The organism is Marivivens niveibacter, assembly GCF_002150005.2.
GTDB classification, from domain to species: Bacteria; Pseudomonadota; Alphaproteobacteria; order Rhodobacterales; family Rhodobacteraceae; genus Marivivens; species Marivivens niveibacter.
In genome coordinates this window covers 841052-857589 of the sequence record NZ_MSPP01000001.1, presented here as the reverse complement: position 1 = coordinate 857589, position 16538 = coordinate 841052, and the positions used below count along the sequence as shown (strand labels likewise).

At 53.3% G+C, this 16538-nt stretch carries 20 protein-coding genes and 1 tRNA gene; 8 read left to right on the top strand and 13 right to left on the bottom strand.

The window, feature by feature from the left end; translation table 11 throughout:
* Window positions 1-195: 195 nt before the first annotated feature.
* Window positions 196-504 (bottom strand): hypothetical protein, encoded by a 309-nt coding sequence (locus tag BVC71_RS15525; protein ID WP_240516796.1) that lies wholly within the window; start codon window positions 502-504, stop codon window positions 196-198.
* On the opposite strand from BVC71_RS15525, the gene BVC71_RS15520 reads away from it, so the two are divergent.
* Window positions 385-717: a PilZ domain-containing protein gene (locus tag BVC71_RS15520; RefSeq protein WP_240516794.1), complete on the top strand. Its 333-nt coding sequence runs from the start codon at window positions 385-387 to the stop codon at window positions 715-717. The two genes, BVC71_RS15525 and BVC71_RS15520, sit on opposite strands and share 120 nt — an antisense overlap.
* Window positions 718-784: 67 nt before the next feature.
* On the opposite strand, the gene BVC71_RS04140 is transcribed toward BVC71_RS15520, so the two are convergent.
* The 5 genes from BVC71_RS04140 to BVC71_RS04120 form a co-directional block, all read right to left on the bottom strand.
* On the bottom strand, window positions 785-1018 hold the full coding sequence (locus BVC71_RS04140; RefSeq protein WP_086450334.1) for an acyl carrier protein: 234 nt from the start codon (window positions 1016-1018) through the stop codon (window positions 785-787).
* A 158-nt stretch (window positions 1019-1176) separates the two neighbouring features.
* Window positions 1177-1767, bottom strand: coding sequence for a TetR/AcrR family transcriptional regulator (locus BVC71_RS04135; protein ID WP_086450333.1), 591 nt, complete (start codon window positions 1765-1767; stop codon window positions 1177-1179).
* 111 nt (window positions 1768-1878) lie between these two features.
* Window positions 1879-2616, bottom strand: coding sequence for a 3-oxoacyl-[acyl-carrier-protein] reductase (gene fabG, locus BVC71_RS04130; RefSeq protein WP_086450332.1), 738 nt, complete (start codon window positions 2614-2616; stop codon window positions 1879-1881).
* A gap of 15 nt (window positions 2617-2631) precedes the next feature.
* Window positions 2632-3570, bottom strand: coding sequence for an ACP S-malonyltransferase (gene fabD / locus BVC71_RS04125; RefSeq protein WP_086450331.1), 939 nt, complete (start codon window positions 3568-3570; stop codon window positions 2632-2634).
* An 87-nt stretch (window positions 3571-3657) separates the two neighbouring features.
* Entirely contained in the window at window positions 3658-4245 is a 588-nt protein-coding gene (locus tag BVC71_RS04120; protein WP_133064488.1) for a hypothetical protein, read from the bottom strand.
* Between the two features lie 270 nt (window positions 4246-4515).
* On the opposite strand from BVC71_RS04120, the gene rpsF reads away from it, so the two are divergent.
* The 3 genes from rpsF to rplI are packed head-to-tail and all read left to right on the top strand — an operon-like array spanning window position 4516 to window position 5713.
* Window positions 4516-4869 carry a 30S ribosomal protein S6 gene (gene rpsF / locus BVC71_RS04115; RefSeq protein ID WP_086450329.1) on the top strand — a complete coding sequence of 118 codons (354 nt, stop codon included), beginning with the start codon at window positions 4516-4518 and terminating at the stop codon, window positions 4867-4869.
* Window positions 4870-4894: 25 nt separating this feature from the next.
* Window positions 4895-5122 carry a 30S ribosomal protein S18 gene (rpsR, locus tag BVC71_RS04110; protein ID WP_045996359.1) on the top strand — a complete coding sequence of 76 codons (228 nt, stop codon included), beginning with the start codon at window positions 4895-4897 and terminating at the stop codon, window positions 5120-5122.
* A 12-nt stretch (window positions 5123-5134) separates the two neighbouring features.
* Entirely contained in the window at window positions 5135-5713 is a 579-nt protein-coding gene (rplI, locus tag BVC71_RS04105; protein WP_086450328.1) for a 50S ribosomal protein L9, read from the top strand.
* Between the two features lie 62 nt (window positions 5714-5775).
* Here the strand turns inward: rplI and BVC71_RS04100 are convergent, their stop codons facing one another.
* The 5 genes from BVC71_RS04100 to BVC71_RS04080 all read right to left on the bottom strand — a co-directional run bounded on the left by BVC71_RS04100 (window position 5776) and on the right by BVC71_RS04080 (window position 9769).
* Complete coding sequence (locus BVC71_RS04100) at window positions 5776-6252, bottom strand: hypothetical protein (protein ID WP_240516773.1); 477 nt, start codon at window positions 6250-6252, stop codon at window positions 5776-5778.
* Between the two features lie 210 nt (window positions 6253-6462).
* On the bottom strand, window positions 6463-6936 hold the full coding sequence (locus tag BVC71_RS04095; RefSeq protein ID WP_086450327.1) for a hypothetical protein: 474 nt from the start codon (window positions 6934-6936) through the stop codon (window positions 6463-6465).
* 197 nt (window positions 6937-7133) lie between these two features.
* On the bottom strand, window positions 7134-8459 hold the full coding sequence (tig, locus tag BVC71_RS04090) for a trigger factor (protein WP_086450326.1): 1326 nt from the start codon (window positions 8457-8459) through the stop codon (window positions 7134-7136).
* A 131-nt stretch (window positions 8460-8590) separates the two neighbouring features.
* A complete protein-coding gene (locus BVC71_RS04085; RefSeq protein ID WP_086450325.1) occupies window positions 8591-9520 on the bottom strand; it encodes a pirin family protein in 930 nt (309 codons plus the stop codon).
* Between the two features lie 164 nt (window positions 9521-9684).
* Window positions 9685-9769 (bottom strand) — tRNA-Leu (locus tag BVC71_RS04080).
* A gap of 189 nt (window positions 9770-9958) precedes the next feature.
* Here BVC71_RS04080 and BVC71_RS04075 point away from each other — a divergent pair.
* Window positions 9959-10423: a Hint domain-containing protein gene (locus BVC71_RS04075; protein ID WP_086450324.1), complete on the top strand. Its 465-nt coding sequence runs from the start codon at window positions 9959-9961 to the stop codon at window positions 10421-10423.
* 39 nt (window positions 10424-10462) lie between these two features.
* Here BVC71_RS04075 and BVC71_RS04070 read toward each other — a convergent pair whose 3' ends face one another.
* Window positions 10463-12022, bottom strand: a complete 1560-nt coding sequence (locus BVC71_RS04070; RefSeq protein ID WP_240516772.1) for an NAD(P)H-hydrate dehydratase — start codon at window positions 12020-12022, stop codon at window positions 10463-10465.
* Between the two features lie 152 nt (window positions 12023-12174).
* Between BVC71_RS04070 and BVC71_RS04065 the strand changes: the two genes are divergently transcribed.
* Window positions 12175-12513, top strand: a complete 339-nt coding sequence (locus BVC71_RS04065; protein ID WP_086450323.1) for a P-II family nitrogen regulator — start codon at window positions 12175-12177, stop codon at window positions 12511-12513.
* A gap of 38 nt (window positions 12514-12551) precedes the next feature.
* Complete coding sequence (gene glnA / locus BVC71_RS04060; protein WP_086450322.1) at window positions 12552-13970, top strand: type I glutamate--ammonia ligase; 1419 nt, start codon at window positions 12552-12554, stop codon at window positions 13968-13970.
* Window positions 13971-14360: 390 nt separating this feature from the next.
* Here the strand turns inward: glnA and BVC71_RS04050 are convergent, their stop codons facing one another.
* Window positions 14361-15104: a heme-dependent oxidative N-demethylase family protein gene (locus tag BVC71_RS04050; protein ID WP_240516771.1), complete on the bottom strand. Its 744-nt coding sequence runs from the start codon at window positions 15102-15104 to the stop codon at window positions 14361-14363.
* Between the two features lie 90 nt (window positions 15105-15194).
* Here BVC71_RS04050 and purB point away from each other — a divergent pair, with 90 nt between their 5' ends.
* Complete coding sequence (gene purB, locus BVC71_RS04045; protein ID WP_086450319.1) at window positions 15195-16499, top strand: adenylosuccinate lyase; 1305 nt, start codon at window positions 15195-15197, stop codon at window positions 16497-16499.
* Window positions 16500-16538 lie beyond the last annotated feature (39 nt).

Here is a 16538-nt window from a genome sequence, read left to right as displayed (position 1 = left end):
GATCGGGTATTTGGCGCTCACATCCAGATTTCAGAAACCAGCCCACCACCGATCGAGGCGGTATTTTTTCTGCGGACAACCCATATCAAACTAGATAGCGCGACCGTTCACAACGCGTTGCGGTCCTACTCTACTGCCGATCAACTAAGCACAATCATCCACGCGGCAGCGGAAACCAAAAACAGCATTTTTGATCTACGAATAGGCAATACTATCGGCGCGCAGACCCGTGCGGCGCGAGCCGAGCCAATTCTGACTAGGGCGACCTCGATCTTGCGTATTTTGGGCGAACCATGCCTTACGACGCCGCCGGCAACCCCCGAAAATCAACAAACGCCCGCATCTATTCAACCGGTCCAAATTATAACCAGCATCATCGGCGCCATATTCGCCGCTACTTTCGGCATTTCGATATTTGCGTTTTTTGCCACGCGCAAAACAAGGCGTGCGCAGCGCTATGCCTGCCATATCAAAACAATTGTCCAAATCGATGATGACAAGCATGACGCGACCCTTTTCGACATCAGCCGCGAAGGGGCAAAGGTGAAATTTCATTCTGGCCCGAATGCGATAGACCGCCCGATGTCCGTTCATCTGGAAACTGGCGCCATCTCTGCCCAAAAAATGTGGGCCAATGCACATTATTGCGGTCTGAAATTCGGCAGGCCTTTGTCAAAATCTGATCTGGCCACTTTGGTGCCTGCGTTTTTCAACTAGGCGCCAACCAAAAGAAAAGCGGCACCCAAAAGGATGCCGCCCGCCTCTCTACGATGCGTCAGTAAAATTACTGAGCTTCGGAGATGAATTTTACAGCGTCGCCGAAAGTCTGGATGGTTTCAGCAGCGTCGTCTGGGATTTCGATGCCGAATTCTTCTTCGAACGCCATTACCAGCTCAACGGTGTCCAGGCTGTCTGCGCCCAGGTCATCGATGAACGAAGCGTTCTCGGTTACTTTTTCTTCTTCAACACCCAGGTGCTCAACTACGATTTTGCGAACACGATCTGCAACGTCGCTCATTTCAAGTCCTCACGTTCAATGGGCTTTTGCCCTACTTTAATTGCCCCGGAGGGCGGTTTAACTGCCCCCGTGGGGACAATTCCGACCGACCCTATATAAGGGGTCATCCGGAAAACTCCATGCGCCTATAGCAGAGATTGACGCCAAGGCAAACGCTTTCACGCAGGCTCTGGCTCTGTAACGTTAATCGGGTTCGTCACGATCATGCGGCAGGTCTTTTTAATATAGAACGAAACCGCCTCGGGAATTTCCTCAAAGGGTAGATATTTCTGCAAAATCGCCTTTGGCATCTGAATGACCGCCAATTCAATCGTTTCTGCATCAAACTCTTCACGCTTGGCAAAAGCGGAAATCAAATTGTTGAAGGCCGTTTTTTCTTTTTGGATTCGGGTAGAAATCGCCTGTTCGATTCCGCCGCGAACCAAATAACGTTCAGGCACTGCAAACAACAGGTTTGCAGCCGAACGGCATTCCCCCGCCAACACCAAACCACGCAACGATGCCCGCACCGCACCCCGCACGCCAGTATGTTCGAATGCGCCGTCAATAAGTTCGCGATATTTTCCGTGTGCCCACAACCAGCTTTCCGCCAGCAGTCCCTCCATCGAACCATAGCGGTGATATAGCGACCCGACCGAAACGCCTGTGCCTTTAGATACTTGTTGTACGGTCACGCCCGGTGCCTGTGCCAGATGATCTGCCAGCCACACAAACACCTGTTCGTCCGTAAATCCTGCCTTACGCCCCATAAGATGCCCCGTCTATTTTTATTGATTTTATTCTAATAAAAAGGGGCGGCCAAAAGCCACCCCTAAGAGCAAATTCGCATAAAAAAACTATCCGAACGGATAATCCGTGCCTTACAGCATCGCCATCCCGCCATTGACGTGGATCGTCGCGCCTGTGGTGTAACCAGCCTCTTGGCTTGCCAGGTACAATACAGCAGCTGCGATTTCCGCTGGCGTACCCATGCGTGCAGCAGGGATCTGTTTGTTGATGGTTTCTTTTTGATCGTCGTTCAGTTTGTCAGTCATCGCGGTCGCAATGAAACCAGGTGCCACGCAGTTCACGGTGATACCGCGGCTGGCGACCTCGTATGCGATGGATTTCGACATGCCGATCATGCCCGCTTTGGACGCGGCATAGTTTGCCTGACCCGGGTTACCTGTTGCACCAACGATGGACGAAATGTTCACGATACGGCCCCAACGGGATTTCATCATGCCGCGAATGACGCCTTTGCACAGACGCATGGTCGAGGTCAGGTTAACCTCTAGAACCGAAGCCCATTCATCATCCGACATGCGCATGAAAATTTGGTCGCGGGTGATGCCAGCGTTGTTGATCAGAATATCAACCGAACCCATCGCTTCTGCTGCTTGTTTTGGCAGCGCGTCAACGGCCGCAGCGTCGCTTAGGTTACATGGCAGAACATGCGCGCGTTCGCCCAGTTCAGCAGCCAGCGCCTCTAGCGGCTCAACGCGAGTGCCCGACAGACCAACGGTCGCGCCAGCCGCGTGCAACGCTTTGGCGATTTCCGCACCGATGCCGCCGGACGCGCCAGTAACAAGAGCGTTCTTTCCAGTTAGATCAAACATATTAATACCTATTTCTTAGTTGTTCAGCGCGGCAACAGCGGCGGCGACATCATAAGGGGTGCCAACAGCGGTTGGCGCGATTGCTTTGTTGATGCGTTTGATCATGCCAGACAGCGCTTTGCCTGCACCGATTTCCCACGCTTCGGTCACGCCCTGCTCACCCATCCACAGAACGCTTTCGCGCCAACGGACAGAACCGGTGACCTGTTCAACCAGCAGCGAACGGATCAACGCAGGATCAGTCACAGCCGACGCGCGGACGTTTGCAACAACTGGAACGGCTGGTTCGTTGATGGTCACGTCATCCAAAGCTTCGGCCATTGCGTCTGCGGCGGGCTGCATCAATGCGCAATGGAATGGTGCGGATACCGGCAGCAACAGCGCGCGCTTTGCGCCTTTTTCTTTGGCGATGGTCAGCGCGCGCTCTACGGCTTCTTTGTGACCGGATACCACAACCTGGCTTGGGTCATTGTCGTTCGCCGCCTGACAGATCTGGCCTTGGGCAGCCTCATCAGCAACAGCTTTGGCGGTTTCGAAATCCAGCCCCAACAAAGCGGCCATTGCACCAACACCGACAGGCACGGCCGATTGCATTGCATTGCCACGAATGCGGAGCAGACGTGCGGTATCCGCAACAGACAAGGCACCAGCCGCAGCCAGTGCCGAATATTCACCTAGCGAATGGCCCGCTACGAAATCGGCTGCGGTAATTGCAACGCCTTCAGCCTCTAGCGCGCGCATAGCCGCCAGCGACGTCGCCATCAGCGCAGGCTGCGCGTTTGCGGTAAGGGTCAGCGTTTCGATGTCGCCTTCCCAGATCAGCGCAGACAGCTTTTCGCCCAACGCGTCGTCAACTTCATCGAAAATAGCCTGAGCGGCTGGATATGCCTCTGCCAGCGCCTTGCCCATACCGATGGTCTGAGCGCCCTGCCCCGGAAAAACGAATGCACGCATCTAGAATGCCCCTTTGGTCCTGTTTGGACCTGCATTAGCGTGACTGGGCGTCAATCACAAGGAACACGGGGCATTGGGCGGTTTGGATCACCGTAGTTGCGACGCAAAAACATCGCGGCCCAAACGGTCACGCAGATTTTCGATCCGCGCTAAGGGGCCACTTGCGACCTCGACCACAGTTGCTGTGTCGCGATAGCGCAACATCAACGCCGCCTCGCCCGATGACAATTTGCTGCGATCAATGAACAACCCGCCAAAACTATCAAAGGCCCATTTACCTAATAACGACGGCCGCCCTGCGCGGTTGCGAACGACTTCGCGCAATTCTTTTGCGTTCAGGTCGACCTCGATTTCGACCATGGTTCCGCGTGTGCCGTAGCGAACTAGGAAGAAACCAATCGCCAGAAACACACAAGTCAGCGCCAAATGCAGTTCGAAACCTGCCGACAGAGCGCGGGACGGAAACATCCACAGCGCCACTGCCGAAATCAGAAAGGCGCCGCCCAAAAAACACGAAGCAACCTGAGCCAGCCGGACACGCAAATGTTCGGCTTCGGTTCCTTTAATCACGTATCCCCAATGCGTTTCGCGCACGTTTGTCCCCTCTAAACGGCTGAACCGACTGATAAAGTCAGCGTCGATTGAAAAATGATCACTTGAATAGGCTGCGGTCATGTTATCCACCTCTGTCCTGCAACCATAGGTAAATCGGTAAAAATGGCAGAAAACAGGCACACGCCAGACGAAGTTCGGGCATTTGCGCGCAACCTTTGCGGTAACCATTTCTCAGATACCATAGGCCAGCCCAAACAGAGTCTTGTGTTTGACGCTTAACCGCGTATAAGGCCCCATCTTTCCGCAGATCGTATGAACTGCGCAGTCTCTCGTGGGTGGGAGCGGAAAGAAAACCCGCCCTATGAAATGCGCTGAAAAACAGGAGTGCACATGCCACTATACGAGCATGTCTTTATCTCGCGTCAGGACTTGTCCAACGCGCAGGCAGAAAGCCTAGTCGAACACTTCGGCACCGTATTGGCTGACAACGGCGGCAAAGTCGTTGAGAGCGAATACTGGGGCGTCAAGACTATGGCCTACAAGATCAACAAGAACCGCAAAGGCCACTACGCTTTCTTGCGCACCGACGCACCTTCGTCGGCTGTTCAGGAAATGGAACGCCTGATGCGCCTGCATGACGACGTCATGCGTGTTCTGACCATCAAAGTCGACGAACACCAAGAAGGCCCATCGGTTCAGATGCAGAAACGTGACGACCGTGAAGGTCGCCGTGAACGCCGCTAATCCGATCTTGAAAGGACACTAAGTCATGGCTACCAAACCATTTTTCCGTCGTCGTAAGTCGGACCCATTCGAGGGCGAAAACGCTCCGAAAATCGACTACAAAGACACACGTCTTCTGCAGCGCTACATCTCTGAGCGCGGCAAAATCGTACCTGCCCGCATCACTGCTGTAGGCGCCAAAAACCAGCGCAAACTGGCTCAAGCCATCAAACGCGCTCGTTTCCTGGCTCTGCTGCCATACGCTGTTAAGTAAGGAGCAAATCCAATGGACGTAATCCTGCTGGAACGCGTGGCCAAACTGGGCCAAATGGGCGACATCGTTGCTGTTAAAGACGGCTACGCACGTAACTTCCTTCTGCCTCAGGGCAAAGCTCTACGCGCGAACGAAGCTAACAAAGCAAAGTTCGACGCTGACAAAGCTCAACTGGAAGCTCGCAACCTGGAAACCAAAAAAGAAGCAGAAGCACTGGGCGATCGTCTGAACGGCGAACAGTTCATCGTGATTCGTTCCGCTTCGGATTCGGGCGCTCTGTACGGCTCCGTCACTCCTCGTGACATCGCTGACGTAGCATCCGAAGGCGGTTTCTCGGTCGACAAGAAACAGGTTGTGCTGAACGGCCCAATTAAAGACCTGGGTCTGCACGACGTAAACGTTGTTCTGCACCCAGAAGTCACCGTTTCGATCACCATCAACGTTGCACGTTCGACCGAAGAGGCAGAACTGCAAGCGTCGGGTAAATCGATCCAGGAACTGGCTGCTGAAGCAGAAGCTGAAGCTGAAAACGAAATCGCAGAACTGTTCGACGAAGTCGGCGCAGCTGCGGACGAAGACGGCGACGAATAATCGTTACCCTCTTTCGGAATTAGAAAAGCCCCGCATTTGCGGGGCTTTTTTTGTTGGCGGGCTTAACGATCAAACGTTTCTAACTCTAAACGCGCGTTGCAATATTCACCGTCATAGGTGCCGATCCACATATCAATGCGGCCATCATTAGGTCGGGTTAGCACGATCCGCGGATCCAAATTTCCGTTGTCGTCGTCATCATAGTACCAATTCGCAGATGCGGTATTGATCAACAAAGCCGCGTCACACTCTGACACCACGGAAATCACTAGCTCGTATCGACCCATTTTCGCCAAATCGAACGAAAAGTCAGGCGCCGACGGAAAAAAACCAGCACCGGTGTCTGTGCCTGGGCGTACGTTCGGACAATTCCAGATATAGTTTTGACCTCCAGCAATCACATCAAAGAAACGCTGCTGATAAAGGTCGGCCCCCGACGCACGATAGCTCTCCCCCGGAGACAAATTGTAATCGGGACAGGCTTGCGCCGCCGTTCCCATCAACCAAACAACTCCAACCACCGCAAATACGTTTTTCACCTTTAATTCCCCTACTAATATTCATTGTGCAAAGGCAGGTATGTCGATCGCGGGGAAGATCGCGACGACCACTTGCTCTAGTATTTACGGTGTTTTCGGGTGATAGTTGCCAATTCAGGAAACAAACGACGGTCGGGCGGCCAAGCAACTGAGGTGTAACAAACAAAAAAACCCCGCATTCGCGGGGCTTTTCTAGACGTAAAATGAAAACTAGCGGCGGAAAGTTTCCAACTGCAACTGTGCGTCGCAATAATCGCCGTCATAGGTACCGATCCAAACATCCAGATAACCATCAGCCGGACGTGTCAGAACGATACGAGGATCGTAGTTTCCGTTATCATCATCGTCGTAGTACCACGTACCCGACGCCGTATTGATCAACAGGGCGCTATCACAATCGCTGACCACCGCAACTTCCAACGCTAGTCCAGACATTCCAGAAATTTCCAGCGTGAAATCAGGAGCTGTCGTAAAGTATCCCGCACCGATATCGGTCTGCGGCGTCACATTACGACAATTCCCGATGTAGTTTTCACCGCCTGCAACCACGTTCAGGTAAACACCCTTACGCATCTGCGAACCAGTTAAACTATAGCTGTCACCCCATTGCGAATAGTCTGGACAGGCCTGCGCCGCTGTACCCAACGCGAACAAACCAAAGGCTGCGCTAATCAAATACTTCATATCTTTCTCCAAAAATCTCCGTCCCTGACCACAGGGTAATTTCTCAGGATGATAATCTAAAGAAAAACATGACGGTTTGACCTAGAACAAACCTTAGTTTTTGACCCATCAGTCAACTAGTTAACCCAATAGGTTTTCCAAAATGAAAAAGGCGCCCCCTAAGGGACGCCTTTCAAACGATTGGAAACGAATCTAACTTATTCGTCTTCCAGTGCCTCAACAGCTGCGGTCAGCTCGTCTTTGGACACTTCTTTTTCGGTCACGTCTGCAACGTCAAAGATGTGATCGACAACTTTGTCTTCAAAGATCGGCGCCTGCAGCTGCTGGCGGAACTGCGCGTTCTGCTGAACGAATTCAAAGAACTGACGCTCTTGACCTGGGTACTGGCGTGCTTGGTTCATAACAGCCTGGGTCAGCTCTGCGTCGGAAACCGAAACTTCAGCTTTTTGACCGATGTCAGCCAGGAACAGGCCCAGTTTTACGCGGCGTGCAGCCAGAGCTTTGTGCTCGTCGGTTGCTTCGATTTCGCCGTGGTTGTGGTCTTGAACGTCTGGGTTCTCTTCGTGCCACAGCTGGTGCGCGATTTGCGAAGCTTCCTGAGCGACCAGCGATTCTGGCAGGTCGAATTCAACTTTGCCGTCCAGCGCGTCCAGCAGGCTGCGTTTTGCAACTGCGCGTGCTGCGCCTTTGTATTCTTCTTGCAGACGCTCTGCGATTTGGCCTTTCAGACCTTCCAGATCTTCTGCGCCGAATTTTTTCGCCAGCTCATCATCGATTGCAGCGTCAGCAGGTGCTTTGACCGCTTTGATGGTGCAGGTGAAAACAGCGTCTTTACCAGCCAGGTTCTCTGCGCCGTATTCCTCTGGGAATTTCACGTCGACGTCTTTTTCTTCGCCGGCTTTCACGCCAACCAGACCGTCTTCGAAACCTGGGATGAACGAGTTCGAGCCCAGAACCAGTGGGTAGTCAGCAGCGGTGCCACCTTCGAATGCTTCGCCGTCAACTTTACCAACGAAGTCCATGACAACTTGGTCGCCGTTTTCTGCAGCGCCGTCTTTGTCTTCGAACGACTGAGCGGTTTTTGCCAGGTTTTCCAGTGCTTCGGTAACCGATGCGTCGTCAGCTTTGACAACCAGACGCTCTAGTTTGATGTCTTTGAAATCGACTTCTGGAACATCAGGAAGACGTTCGTAGGAAACTTCGACAACAACGTCGTCGCCTTCTTTCCAGTCTTCGTTGGTCATTTTCATTTCAGGCTGCGCAGCAGGACGGTCACCCGATTCTTTCAGGTGGTCGTTCATTGCGCCGTCGATGGCTTCTTGCATCGATTCACCCAGAACGCGTGGGCCGAACTGTTTCTTCAGCATCGCCATTGGCACTTTGCCTTTGCGGAAACCCTTCATCTCGATGTCGGGCTGCGCTTCGACCAGCTTCTGGTTTACTTTCTCGTCCAGCTCTGCTGCGGTTACAGTGATGGTGTAGCCGCGCTTTAGGCCTTCGTTCAGAGTCTCGGTGACCTGCATCCTATGCGTCCTTTATTTGTGTCGTTGGACCGCGCGCGGCGGCCTATAAATCAGACGCACTTCTATGTGGGGCGGCCTTTCGTGGCAAGGCGAAAAAGGGCTAGTTTTACCGCTATACGGGGTCATTTTGCCTAAGGAAGCGGAATCCATTCATTTTCGTCCCCAGTGGGCAGGTCAAAAATGCCTTCGCCCCACCGTTCGGCCCGCCAATGTTCTTTGGCTTCTTCGATCTTTTCTTTGGATGAAGACACGAAATTCCACCACATGTGGCGCGGCTCATCCAGAGTCGCACCGCCCAGCAGCAAAAGACGCGCACCAGACACCCCTGCCCTGACACTGATCCGATCGCCAGGGCGGAATACCAACATGCGGCCGGCATCATAGGTTTCACCCGCCACATCGATCGATCCTTCTAATATGTAGATACCGCGGTCTTCGTGATCGTCGGGCAATGGCATCTGATGGTGAGGCGCCACCGCCGCATCGACGTAGAACATGTCCGTAAATGTGGAAACGGGTGACACTTGGCCCCAAGCACGCCCCATGATCACTCGCGCTGTAATTCCTTCGGCATTTAGGACGGGCAACGCATCTTTGCCGTGGTGTTCAAAACTGGCTGCCGAATCCTCTGCCCCCTTGGGCAAAGCGACCCAAGTTTGAATGCCTAACAATGAATGCGGGTTTTTGCGGGTTTCCTCGCTGGTCCGCTCTGAATGGGTCACAGCGCGACCTGACACCATCCAATTCACTTCACCGGGTAGGATCAATTGATCGCTGCCCAGACTGTCGCGGTGCTGAAACTCGCCGCGATATAGATATGTGACCGTTCCCAATCCGATGTGAGGATGCGGGCGCACATCGATACCTTCGCCTGTAACGAACTCTGCTGGTCCCGCCTGATCGAAAAACACAAAAGGCCCAACGGTGCGGCGACCGATCACAGGCAACGCGCGTCGAACTTCGAATCCCCCGATATCGCGGGACCGTGGAACAATCACAGTTTCAATTGATTCTGGTGCAATCAAACCTGCGTCGTGTGCAACTGCGGGATTCCAGCTCATGTTCAGCCTTTCTGGTGTCTTTGATTGGTAAACTGACATCAGACGGACGAAAATCAACGCACATAGGCTGTGCAAACGCCTTAAATTAAAGGGCTTCAAACGCAAACGGGCGCGACCAAAGTCACGCCCGTTTCGCAATAACCAGTTGGTAACACTGGTATTTGTGGTGCGGGTGGAGGGACTTGAACCCCCACGCCTCGCGGCGCCAGAACCTAAATCTGGTGCGTCTACCAATTTCGCCACACCCGCATTGGCGGTCGATATAACGAAGCTTTTCAGGAAGTGCGAGAGCAAAAATCAACTTTTTTCGACTGTGTCCAAAAGTCTAGGTTTCCAGCTCTTTCAGGCAGCCCCCGTAGATTTTCGGGTGCAAACCGCAACTTAATGCTTAAACTGCCCGTATTGAGGCAGAATACATAGCAAAGAGCGGAAACCGCCATGCACCTAGAGACATTACTTCGCCCGGCGGATTCCGTCGGCGCGCGCCCCCTATCTGGCCTGTTGGCTGGCACAACGATCCTGACAATGGATGGTCAATTGCCCGTGGAAACCATGGCCGAGGGCGACCGTGTGATTACGCGTGACGCTGGTATGGCGGTCCTACGCGAAATCAAAGCGTATACGGTAAGCGCCCCTGCCTACCGTGTGAAAGCAGGTACACTAGGCAACACGCGCCCAGACTGCGATACCATCGTTGCCCGTGACGCGCTGATCCACATCCGCGACTGGCGTGCACAAGCTATCTATGGCGTCGACACCGCGCTGGTCCCAGCACACCGTCTGGCAGACGGCGAATACATCGCCGAACTGAACGAAGTAGAACGTGTCATGTTCGAACTGATCTTTGACAAGCAGCACATCGTTTACGCCGACGGTTTGGAAATCGCGACCGCTGCTGTTTAATCGCCGCGCAGAGCGCGACTGTTTTATGAAACGCCGTCCCTATCGGGGCGGCGTTTCGGTTTCAGCCCACAACGACTGTAGCACCGCAGGAATGGTATCTGGCAAATCAGAAGCGATGAGCCCAACACCGAAATTTCGTGCGGCCTGCGCATGAACCCAAGCGGCCTGCGCGGGGTCACGCATGCCAGCGATCATACCTGCCAGCACATCGCCTGCCCCAGCCGTGCCCAGCCATGGCGCTGCATCCTCATAGACGCTTGCGCAAAGCTGCGTGCCAAAATGCGGATCCGCGATGACCGTATCTCGTCCTTTTAATAGAACCGTGCAACCAAACCGCTGCGCTGCGGCCTCTGCGGCATCAATCTTTGGCTCAGAAACAAGGTCAGGGCACAGACGTGCAAATTCACCACTATGCGGTGTCAGCACGCATTTCGCATGCAGCTGCCCAATGAGATCGGTAGATCGCGATAGCGCCGTGATCGCATCCGCATCGATCACAGTGTAACGATCAGCATCCAAAACGGTCGGCATTAACGCCACCGCTGTTTCAACGCCCAAGGCTGGCCCCAAACAAAGACAATCAAATCTGGCATCTTGCAACATGTCCTGCAATTCCTGCGCGGAATCCATTGGGCGCAACATGACCTCAGTTTCATGGCAAGCGTAAATATCAAGCGCATCACGCGGCGCCGCTATGGTCACCAAACCAGCGCCCGACCGCAAAGCCGCCCGCGCCGCCAGACGCGCCGCACCCGTGCTATGACGTGGTCCGCCTAGAACCAGTACATGTCCACGCGTATATTTGTGACCTGCTGTTGTCATGTTTGTTTTGGCCCGTGGCCTGACAAGCCTGACTGCATCAAAATCGTTGGTACGAATGCCCAAATCCACAACCGCCAAATCGTCGATCAGATCCGGCCCTTGGCCAACAAAATGACACCGTTTTGGAGCATGAAACGTGACTGCCAAATCGCAGTACCAACCAGAGCCGTCATCACCTGATGACCTGTCGATCATCATGTCGCCAGTGTCCGAATTCAGACCGCTTGGCATCTCCACGGCAACGACATAGCCACCATGGGATGACACAAGATCACTGGACCAATTCGACAGCGCAGATAACCCCACAGCCAACTCACCACCGATTGGTCGCGTTAGCCCCGTGCCAAAAACAGCGTCAATCCACAAATCGGGATGATTGTGATCACCGATTGTTGTCAGAAAGTCCTTTAATTCAGCAAAGGGACGCACGTTGCCGTATTTCAGCCAGCGATCATAATTTAAGCGGGCATCGGGCGGCAACCGACCCGAATCCCCATAAAAAAACACCGTGACGTCCCAGCCGCGATCGTGCAAAAGACGCGCGATGACGAGCCCATCACCACCGTTGTTCCCAGGACCGCAAACGACAATTGCAGTACCACTAGATAACGCAAGTTTTGGCCATTTTTTGAAAATTTCATCGACAACGCCCCGCCCCGCACGTTCCATCAAATCGGCACCTGATTGACGGCCCGCGGTGATCTCATGCTGCTCTGCGGCGCGCATTTGTGCAGCGGTTAAAATTTCATCCCCGCAATTTGCATAAAAAGTTTTCAAATCGCCCACCTAATAGACATGTTGCACATTTTTTAATCAGCGAATATGGAATCACACTGTAACAAACGTCATTCGTCAGACTACCCGATTGTGGTTGCTTTGCAGACATGGTCTGACGCCCCAGACACACTAATGCGGAGGGAGTCGCGCCCATGAAAAAGATCGAAGCGATCATCAAGCCGTTCAAGCTCGACGAAGTCAAAGAGGCTTTGCAAGAAGCTGGCGTTCAGGGCCTGTCGGTCATCGAAGTCAAAGGCTTTGGCCGTCAAAAAGGCCACACCGAACTGTATCGCGGTGCAGAATACGTTGTGGACTTCCTTCCTAAAGTCATGATCACGGTCGTTTTGGCTGATGATCAGGTCGATGGCGCAATTGAAGCGATCATCGGCGCTGCCAAGACCGATAAAATCGGCGACGGCAAAATTTTCGTTTCGCCTGTTGAACAAGCGATCCGCATCCGTACCGGCGAACGCGACGACGACGCACTGTAATCTCCGGCACACTTCAAAAGTCCAAGAGGAAATCAAGGATGAACATTCAAGAAGTTCTTAAGCTAATGGCTGACGAAGACGTTCAGTACGTCGACGTTCGCTTCACCGACCCGCGCGGTAAACTGCAGCACGTGACCCTGCGTCACACCGAAGTAGACGAAGATTTCTTCGAAGAAGGCTTCATGTTCGACGGCTCGTCGATCGCTGGCTGGAAATCGATCGATCAGTCCGACATGAAACTGATCCCTGATGCGTCGTCCGCATACATCGACCCATTCTACGCAGAGAAAACTCTGTGCGTACACTGTGACGTTGTAGAGCCAGACACCGGCGAGTCGTACGACCGCTGCCCACGTCAGACCGCAAACCGCGCTGAAGCATACCTGAAATCGTCGGGTATCGGTGACGCAGCATACTTCGGTCCAGAAGCTGAATTCTTCATCTTCGACGACGTTCGTTACTCGGTTTCGATGAATAAAGTATCGTACCAAGTTGACGCAATCGACGGCGCTTGGAACACCGACACCGATTTCCGTTCGTCGGACGGCATCGGCAACACCGGTCACCGCCCAGGTGTCAAAGGTGGTTACTTCCCAGTAAACCCAATCGACGACGCACAAGACATGCGTGGCGAAATGCTGTCGACCATGGCTCGTATGGGCATGAAAGTTGACAAGCACCACCACGAAGTTGCTTCGTGCCAGCACGAACTGGGCCTGATTTTCGGCACCCTGACCCACCAGGCTGACGAAATCCAGAAATACAAATACGTCATCCACAACGTTGCACAGTCCTACGGCAAGTCGGCTACCTTCATGCCAAAGCCAATCGCAGGCGACAACGGCACCGGTATGCACGTGAACATGTCGATCTGGAAAGACGGCAAGCCTCTGTTCGCAGGCGACAAATACGCTGACCTGTCCCAAGAAGCTCTGTACTTCATCGGTGGTATCCTGAAGCACGCGAAAGCGCTGAACGCGATCACCAACCCATCGACCAACTCGTACAAGCGTCTGATCCCAGGCTTCGAAGCTCCAGTTCTGCGCGCTTACTCGGCACGTAACCGTTCGGGTTGTGTACGTATTCCTTGGGCTGAATCGCCAAAGGCAAAACGCGTCGAAGCTCGTTTCCCGGATCCATCGGCAAACCCATACCTGTGCTTCGCTGCACTGATGATGGCTGGCCTAGACGGCATCAAAAACAAGATCGATCCAGGCGCATCGTCGGACAAAGACCTGTACGATCTGCCACCAGAAGAACTGGCAGAGATCCCAACCGTTTGTGGTTCGCTGCGCGAAGCTCTGGAAGCTTTGGAAGCAGACATGGACTTCTTGCTGGAAGGTGGCGTGTTCACCAAAGGTCAGCTGGAAGGCTACATGGACCTGAAATGGGAAGAAGTTTACTCGTACGAGCACACTCCTCACCCAGTGGAATACAAGCTGTACTACAGCTGCTAATTCCCAACGAATATCAAACGAAAGGGCGCCATCTTGGCGCCCTTTTGCATTTTGGGGACATTCAAATTGCCGACATAGAAATACGATGGGTAAAATCGGCGACACCGCAACTGTCACCTTTCTTACAGTCGCCTGTTTTCAAACGATTTACGCCTAATTTCAGCCTCATTCGTTCCGTAACCGAGAAAATGTAACCAGTTAGCAGGACATCGTTATGTTTGAAAATTTCAAGTCGTTCGCCAAACCCGACACAGATCACAGACCGGTATCGGCGCGTCAAAAGCCTGCAGATTTGACTCGTTTGGAGCTTGCACAGCCCCAATCATGCGAAAAGGACAACAAACGCCTTAGCTCCGCGCTTTCACGTATCAATTCGCTACTGTCGCCAAACTAGGGTAACGCGACAACACAGGTGTGTATCGCAAATAGAACGGCACCCGAATTGGGCAGGCGCAATACAGTCTGCCGTTCGCTCCGTTCGTAATGCGCATCTATGTTCTTATACGGCCTTGGATCATTTTCGCCGCGCACGTGGAAAAGATCCGGCTCTTCATAAGTATGCAGATTGGCACGCCAAATCGGCTTATTTGGCTGGATACCATCAAATAAACGCTGCACACGGCGCGCAATATTTTCGTTATATGGCGCTACAGGCACATGGATACGTGTCAGAGGCCGTCCAATTTTTTCAGCAAGCGTCCAAGCCGCTGGAAAACACAACAGCGCTGCGGTCAGTACATGTTCGTCGCCGCGTTTTTCCAAAACACACAGATCTTCGGTGACCAACTGGCTTAGCGACAAAAACGGATCATCGCGAAGAATGTCGATTTGCATCCCGTCAGGTCGGGTTATTCGATCTCCATCGCGTTCAAACCCGGATAACCCAGCTATTTCCTCTAGAACATAATCCAGCAATTCTCCAACGGCTGGCTCTGCTCCTACCGTCATTCGGCACACGGCCTGACGGTTCTGGGTCATCAATCTGGCTTTTTCGGCCATTTGCGCGGAATAGGCGTCATCAATCGTGATCCACGATCCCTGAACAGGTTTCATGGCGGGCAAGCGGGCTGTTGCGGCCTCTCTTTGGTCGACGGGGATCATAGATTGCAGAATCATGTCATATTGTTGGGTCAATCAGCGGGCTTTGACCAGTCATGGTCTTGTGACCAAGGGTCATGCGCAGTAATACCCACCCAACCATTCCAGACATAAAGGTCGCTGCCAATGATCCCCCGTTATGCCCGCCCCGACATGGTTGCCATTTGGGAACCTGCTACCAAATTCAAAATCTGGTACGAAATCGAGGCGCACGCCTGTGACGCACAAGCCAAGCTGGGCGTGATCCCACAAGAAAACGCTGACGCAGTTTGGAAAGCCAAAGACGTAGAATTCGACGTTGCACGCATCGACGAAATCGAAGCCGTCACAAAACACGACGTTATCGCGTTCTTGACGCACCTTGCTGAACACGTTGGTTCCGAAGAGGCTCGGTTCGTTCACCAAGGCATGACATCCTCCGACGTTCTGGACACCTGCCTGAACGTTCAGCTGGTCCGCGCATCCGACATCCTGATCAAGGACATGGAAGCCCTGCTGGCCGCGCTGAAAAAGCGTGCGGTAGAACACAAAAACACTGTTCGCGTTGGTCGTTCCCACGGCATCCACGCAGAGCCAACCACCATGGGCCTCACCTTTGCGCGTTTCTACGCGGAAATGGACCGCAACTTGGCTCGCCTGAAACATGCACGTGAAGAAATCGCAACTGGCGCAATTTCGGGCGCGGTTGGTACATTCGCGAACATTGATCCAGCGGTCGAAGAACACGTTTGCGAACAGCTGGGTCTGAAACCAGAGCCGATTTCGACTCAGGTTATCCCGCGCGACCGTCACGCGATGTTCTTTGCCGTGCTGGGCGTGATCGCATCGTCGATCGAAAACGTTGCTATCGAAATCCGCCACATGCAGCGTACCGAAGTTCTGGAAGGCGCTGAGTTCTTCTCGATGGGTCAAAAAGGCTCGTCCGCGATGCCGCACAAAAAGAACCCAGTTCTGACCGAAAACCTGACCGGTCTGGCTCGTCTGGTGCGTATGACCGTGATCCCAGCGATGGAAAACGTTGCCCTGTGGCATGAACGTGATATTTCACATTCGTCCGTTGAACGCGGCATTGGCCCAGATGCGACCATCACTTTGGACTTTGCTCTGAACCGTTTGACCGGCGTTATCGACAAGATGTTGGTGTTCCCACAGAACATGCTGGACAACATGAACAAATTCCCAGGTCTGGTTATGTCGCAGCGCGTTCTACTGGCCCTGACCCAAGCAGGCGTATCGCGCGAAGACGCTTATTCCATGGTGCAGCGTAACGCGCTGAAAGTTTGGGAAGACCGCGTTGATTTCCGCGAACTTCTACTGGCTGACGCCGAAGTTGTCGCCGCACTGGGCGAAGACGGCATCAACGAAAAATTCGACATGGAATACCACACCAAACACGTCGACACGATCTTCAAACGTGTGTTTGGCGAATAATTCGGAACAGGGGCCTTCGGGCCCCTTTTTCATATCTGG

Coding starts and splice junctions, on each gene's coding strand:
- BVC71_RS15525 (WP_240516796.1), bottom strand. CDS start 504: ATGCTTGTCATCATCGATTTGGACAATTGTTTTGATATGGCAGGCATA.
- BVC71_RS04140 (WP_086450334.1), bottom strand. CDS start 1,018: ATGAGCGACGTTGCAGATCGTGTTCGCAAAATCGTAGTTGAGCACCTG.
- BVC71_RS04135 (WP_086450333.1), bottom strand. CDS start 1,767: ATGGGGCGTAAGGCAGGATTTACGGACGAACAGGTGTTTGTGTGGCTG.
- fabG (WP_086450332.1), bottom strand. CDS start 2,616: ATGTTTGATCTAACTGGAAAGAACGCTCTTGTTACTGGCGCGTCCGGC.
- fabD (WP_086450331.1), bottom strand. CDS start 3,570: ATGCGTGCATTCGTTTTTCCGGGGCAGGGCGCTCAGACCATCGGTATG.
- BVC71_RS04120 (WP_133064488.1), bottom strand. CDS start 4,245: ATGACCGCAGCCTATTCAAGTGATCATTTTTCAATCGACGCTGACTTT.
- rpsF (WP_086450329.1), top strand. CDS start 4,516: ATGCCACTATACGAGCATGTCTTTATCTCGCGTCAGGACTTGTCCAAC.
- rpsR (WP_045996359.1), top strand. CDS start 4,895: ATGGCTACCAAACCATTTTTCCGTCGTCGTAAGTCGGACCCATTCGAG.
- rplI (WP_086450328.1), top strand. CDS start 5,135: ATGGACGTAATCCTGCTGGAACGCGTGGCCAAACTGGGCCAAATGGGC.
- BVC71_RS04095 (WP_086450327.1), bottom strand. CDS start 6,936: ATGAAGTATTTGATTAGCGCAGCCTTTGGTTTGTTCGCGTTGGGTACA.
- tig (WP_086450326.1), bottom strand. CDS start 8,459: ATGCAGGTCACCGAGACTCTGAACGAAGGCCTAAAGCGCGGCTACACC.
- BVC71_RS04085 (WP_086450325.1), bottom strand. CDS start 9,520: ATGAGCTGGAATCCCGCAGTTGCACACGACGCAGGTTTGATTGCACCA.
- BVC71_RS04075 (WP_086450324.1), top strand. CDS start 9,959: ATGCACCTAGAGACATTACTTCGCCCGGCGGATTCCGTCGGCGCGCGC.
- BVC71_RS04065 (WP_086450323.1), top strand. CDS start 12,175: ATGAAAAAGATCGAAGCGATCATCAAGCCGTTCAAGCTCGACGAAGTC.
- glnA (WP_086450322.1), top strand. CDS start 12,552: ATGAACATTCAAGAAGTTCTTAAGCTAATGGCTGACGAAGACGTTCAG.
- purB (WP_086450319.1), top strand. CDS start 15,195: ATGATCCCCCGTTATGCCCGCCCCGACATGGTTGCCATTTGGGAACCT.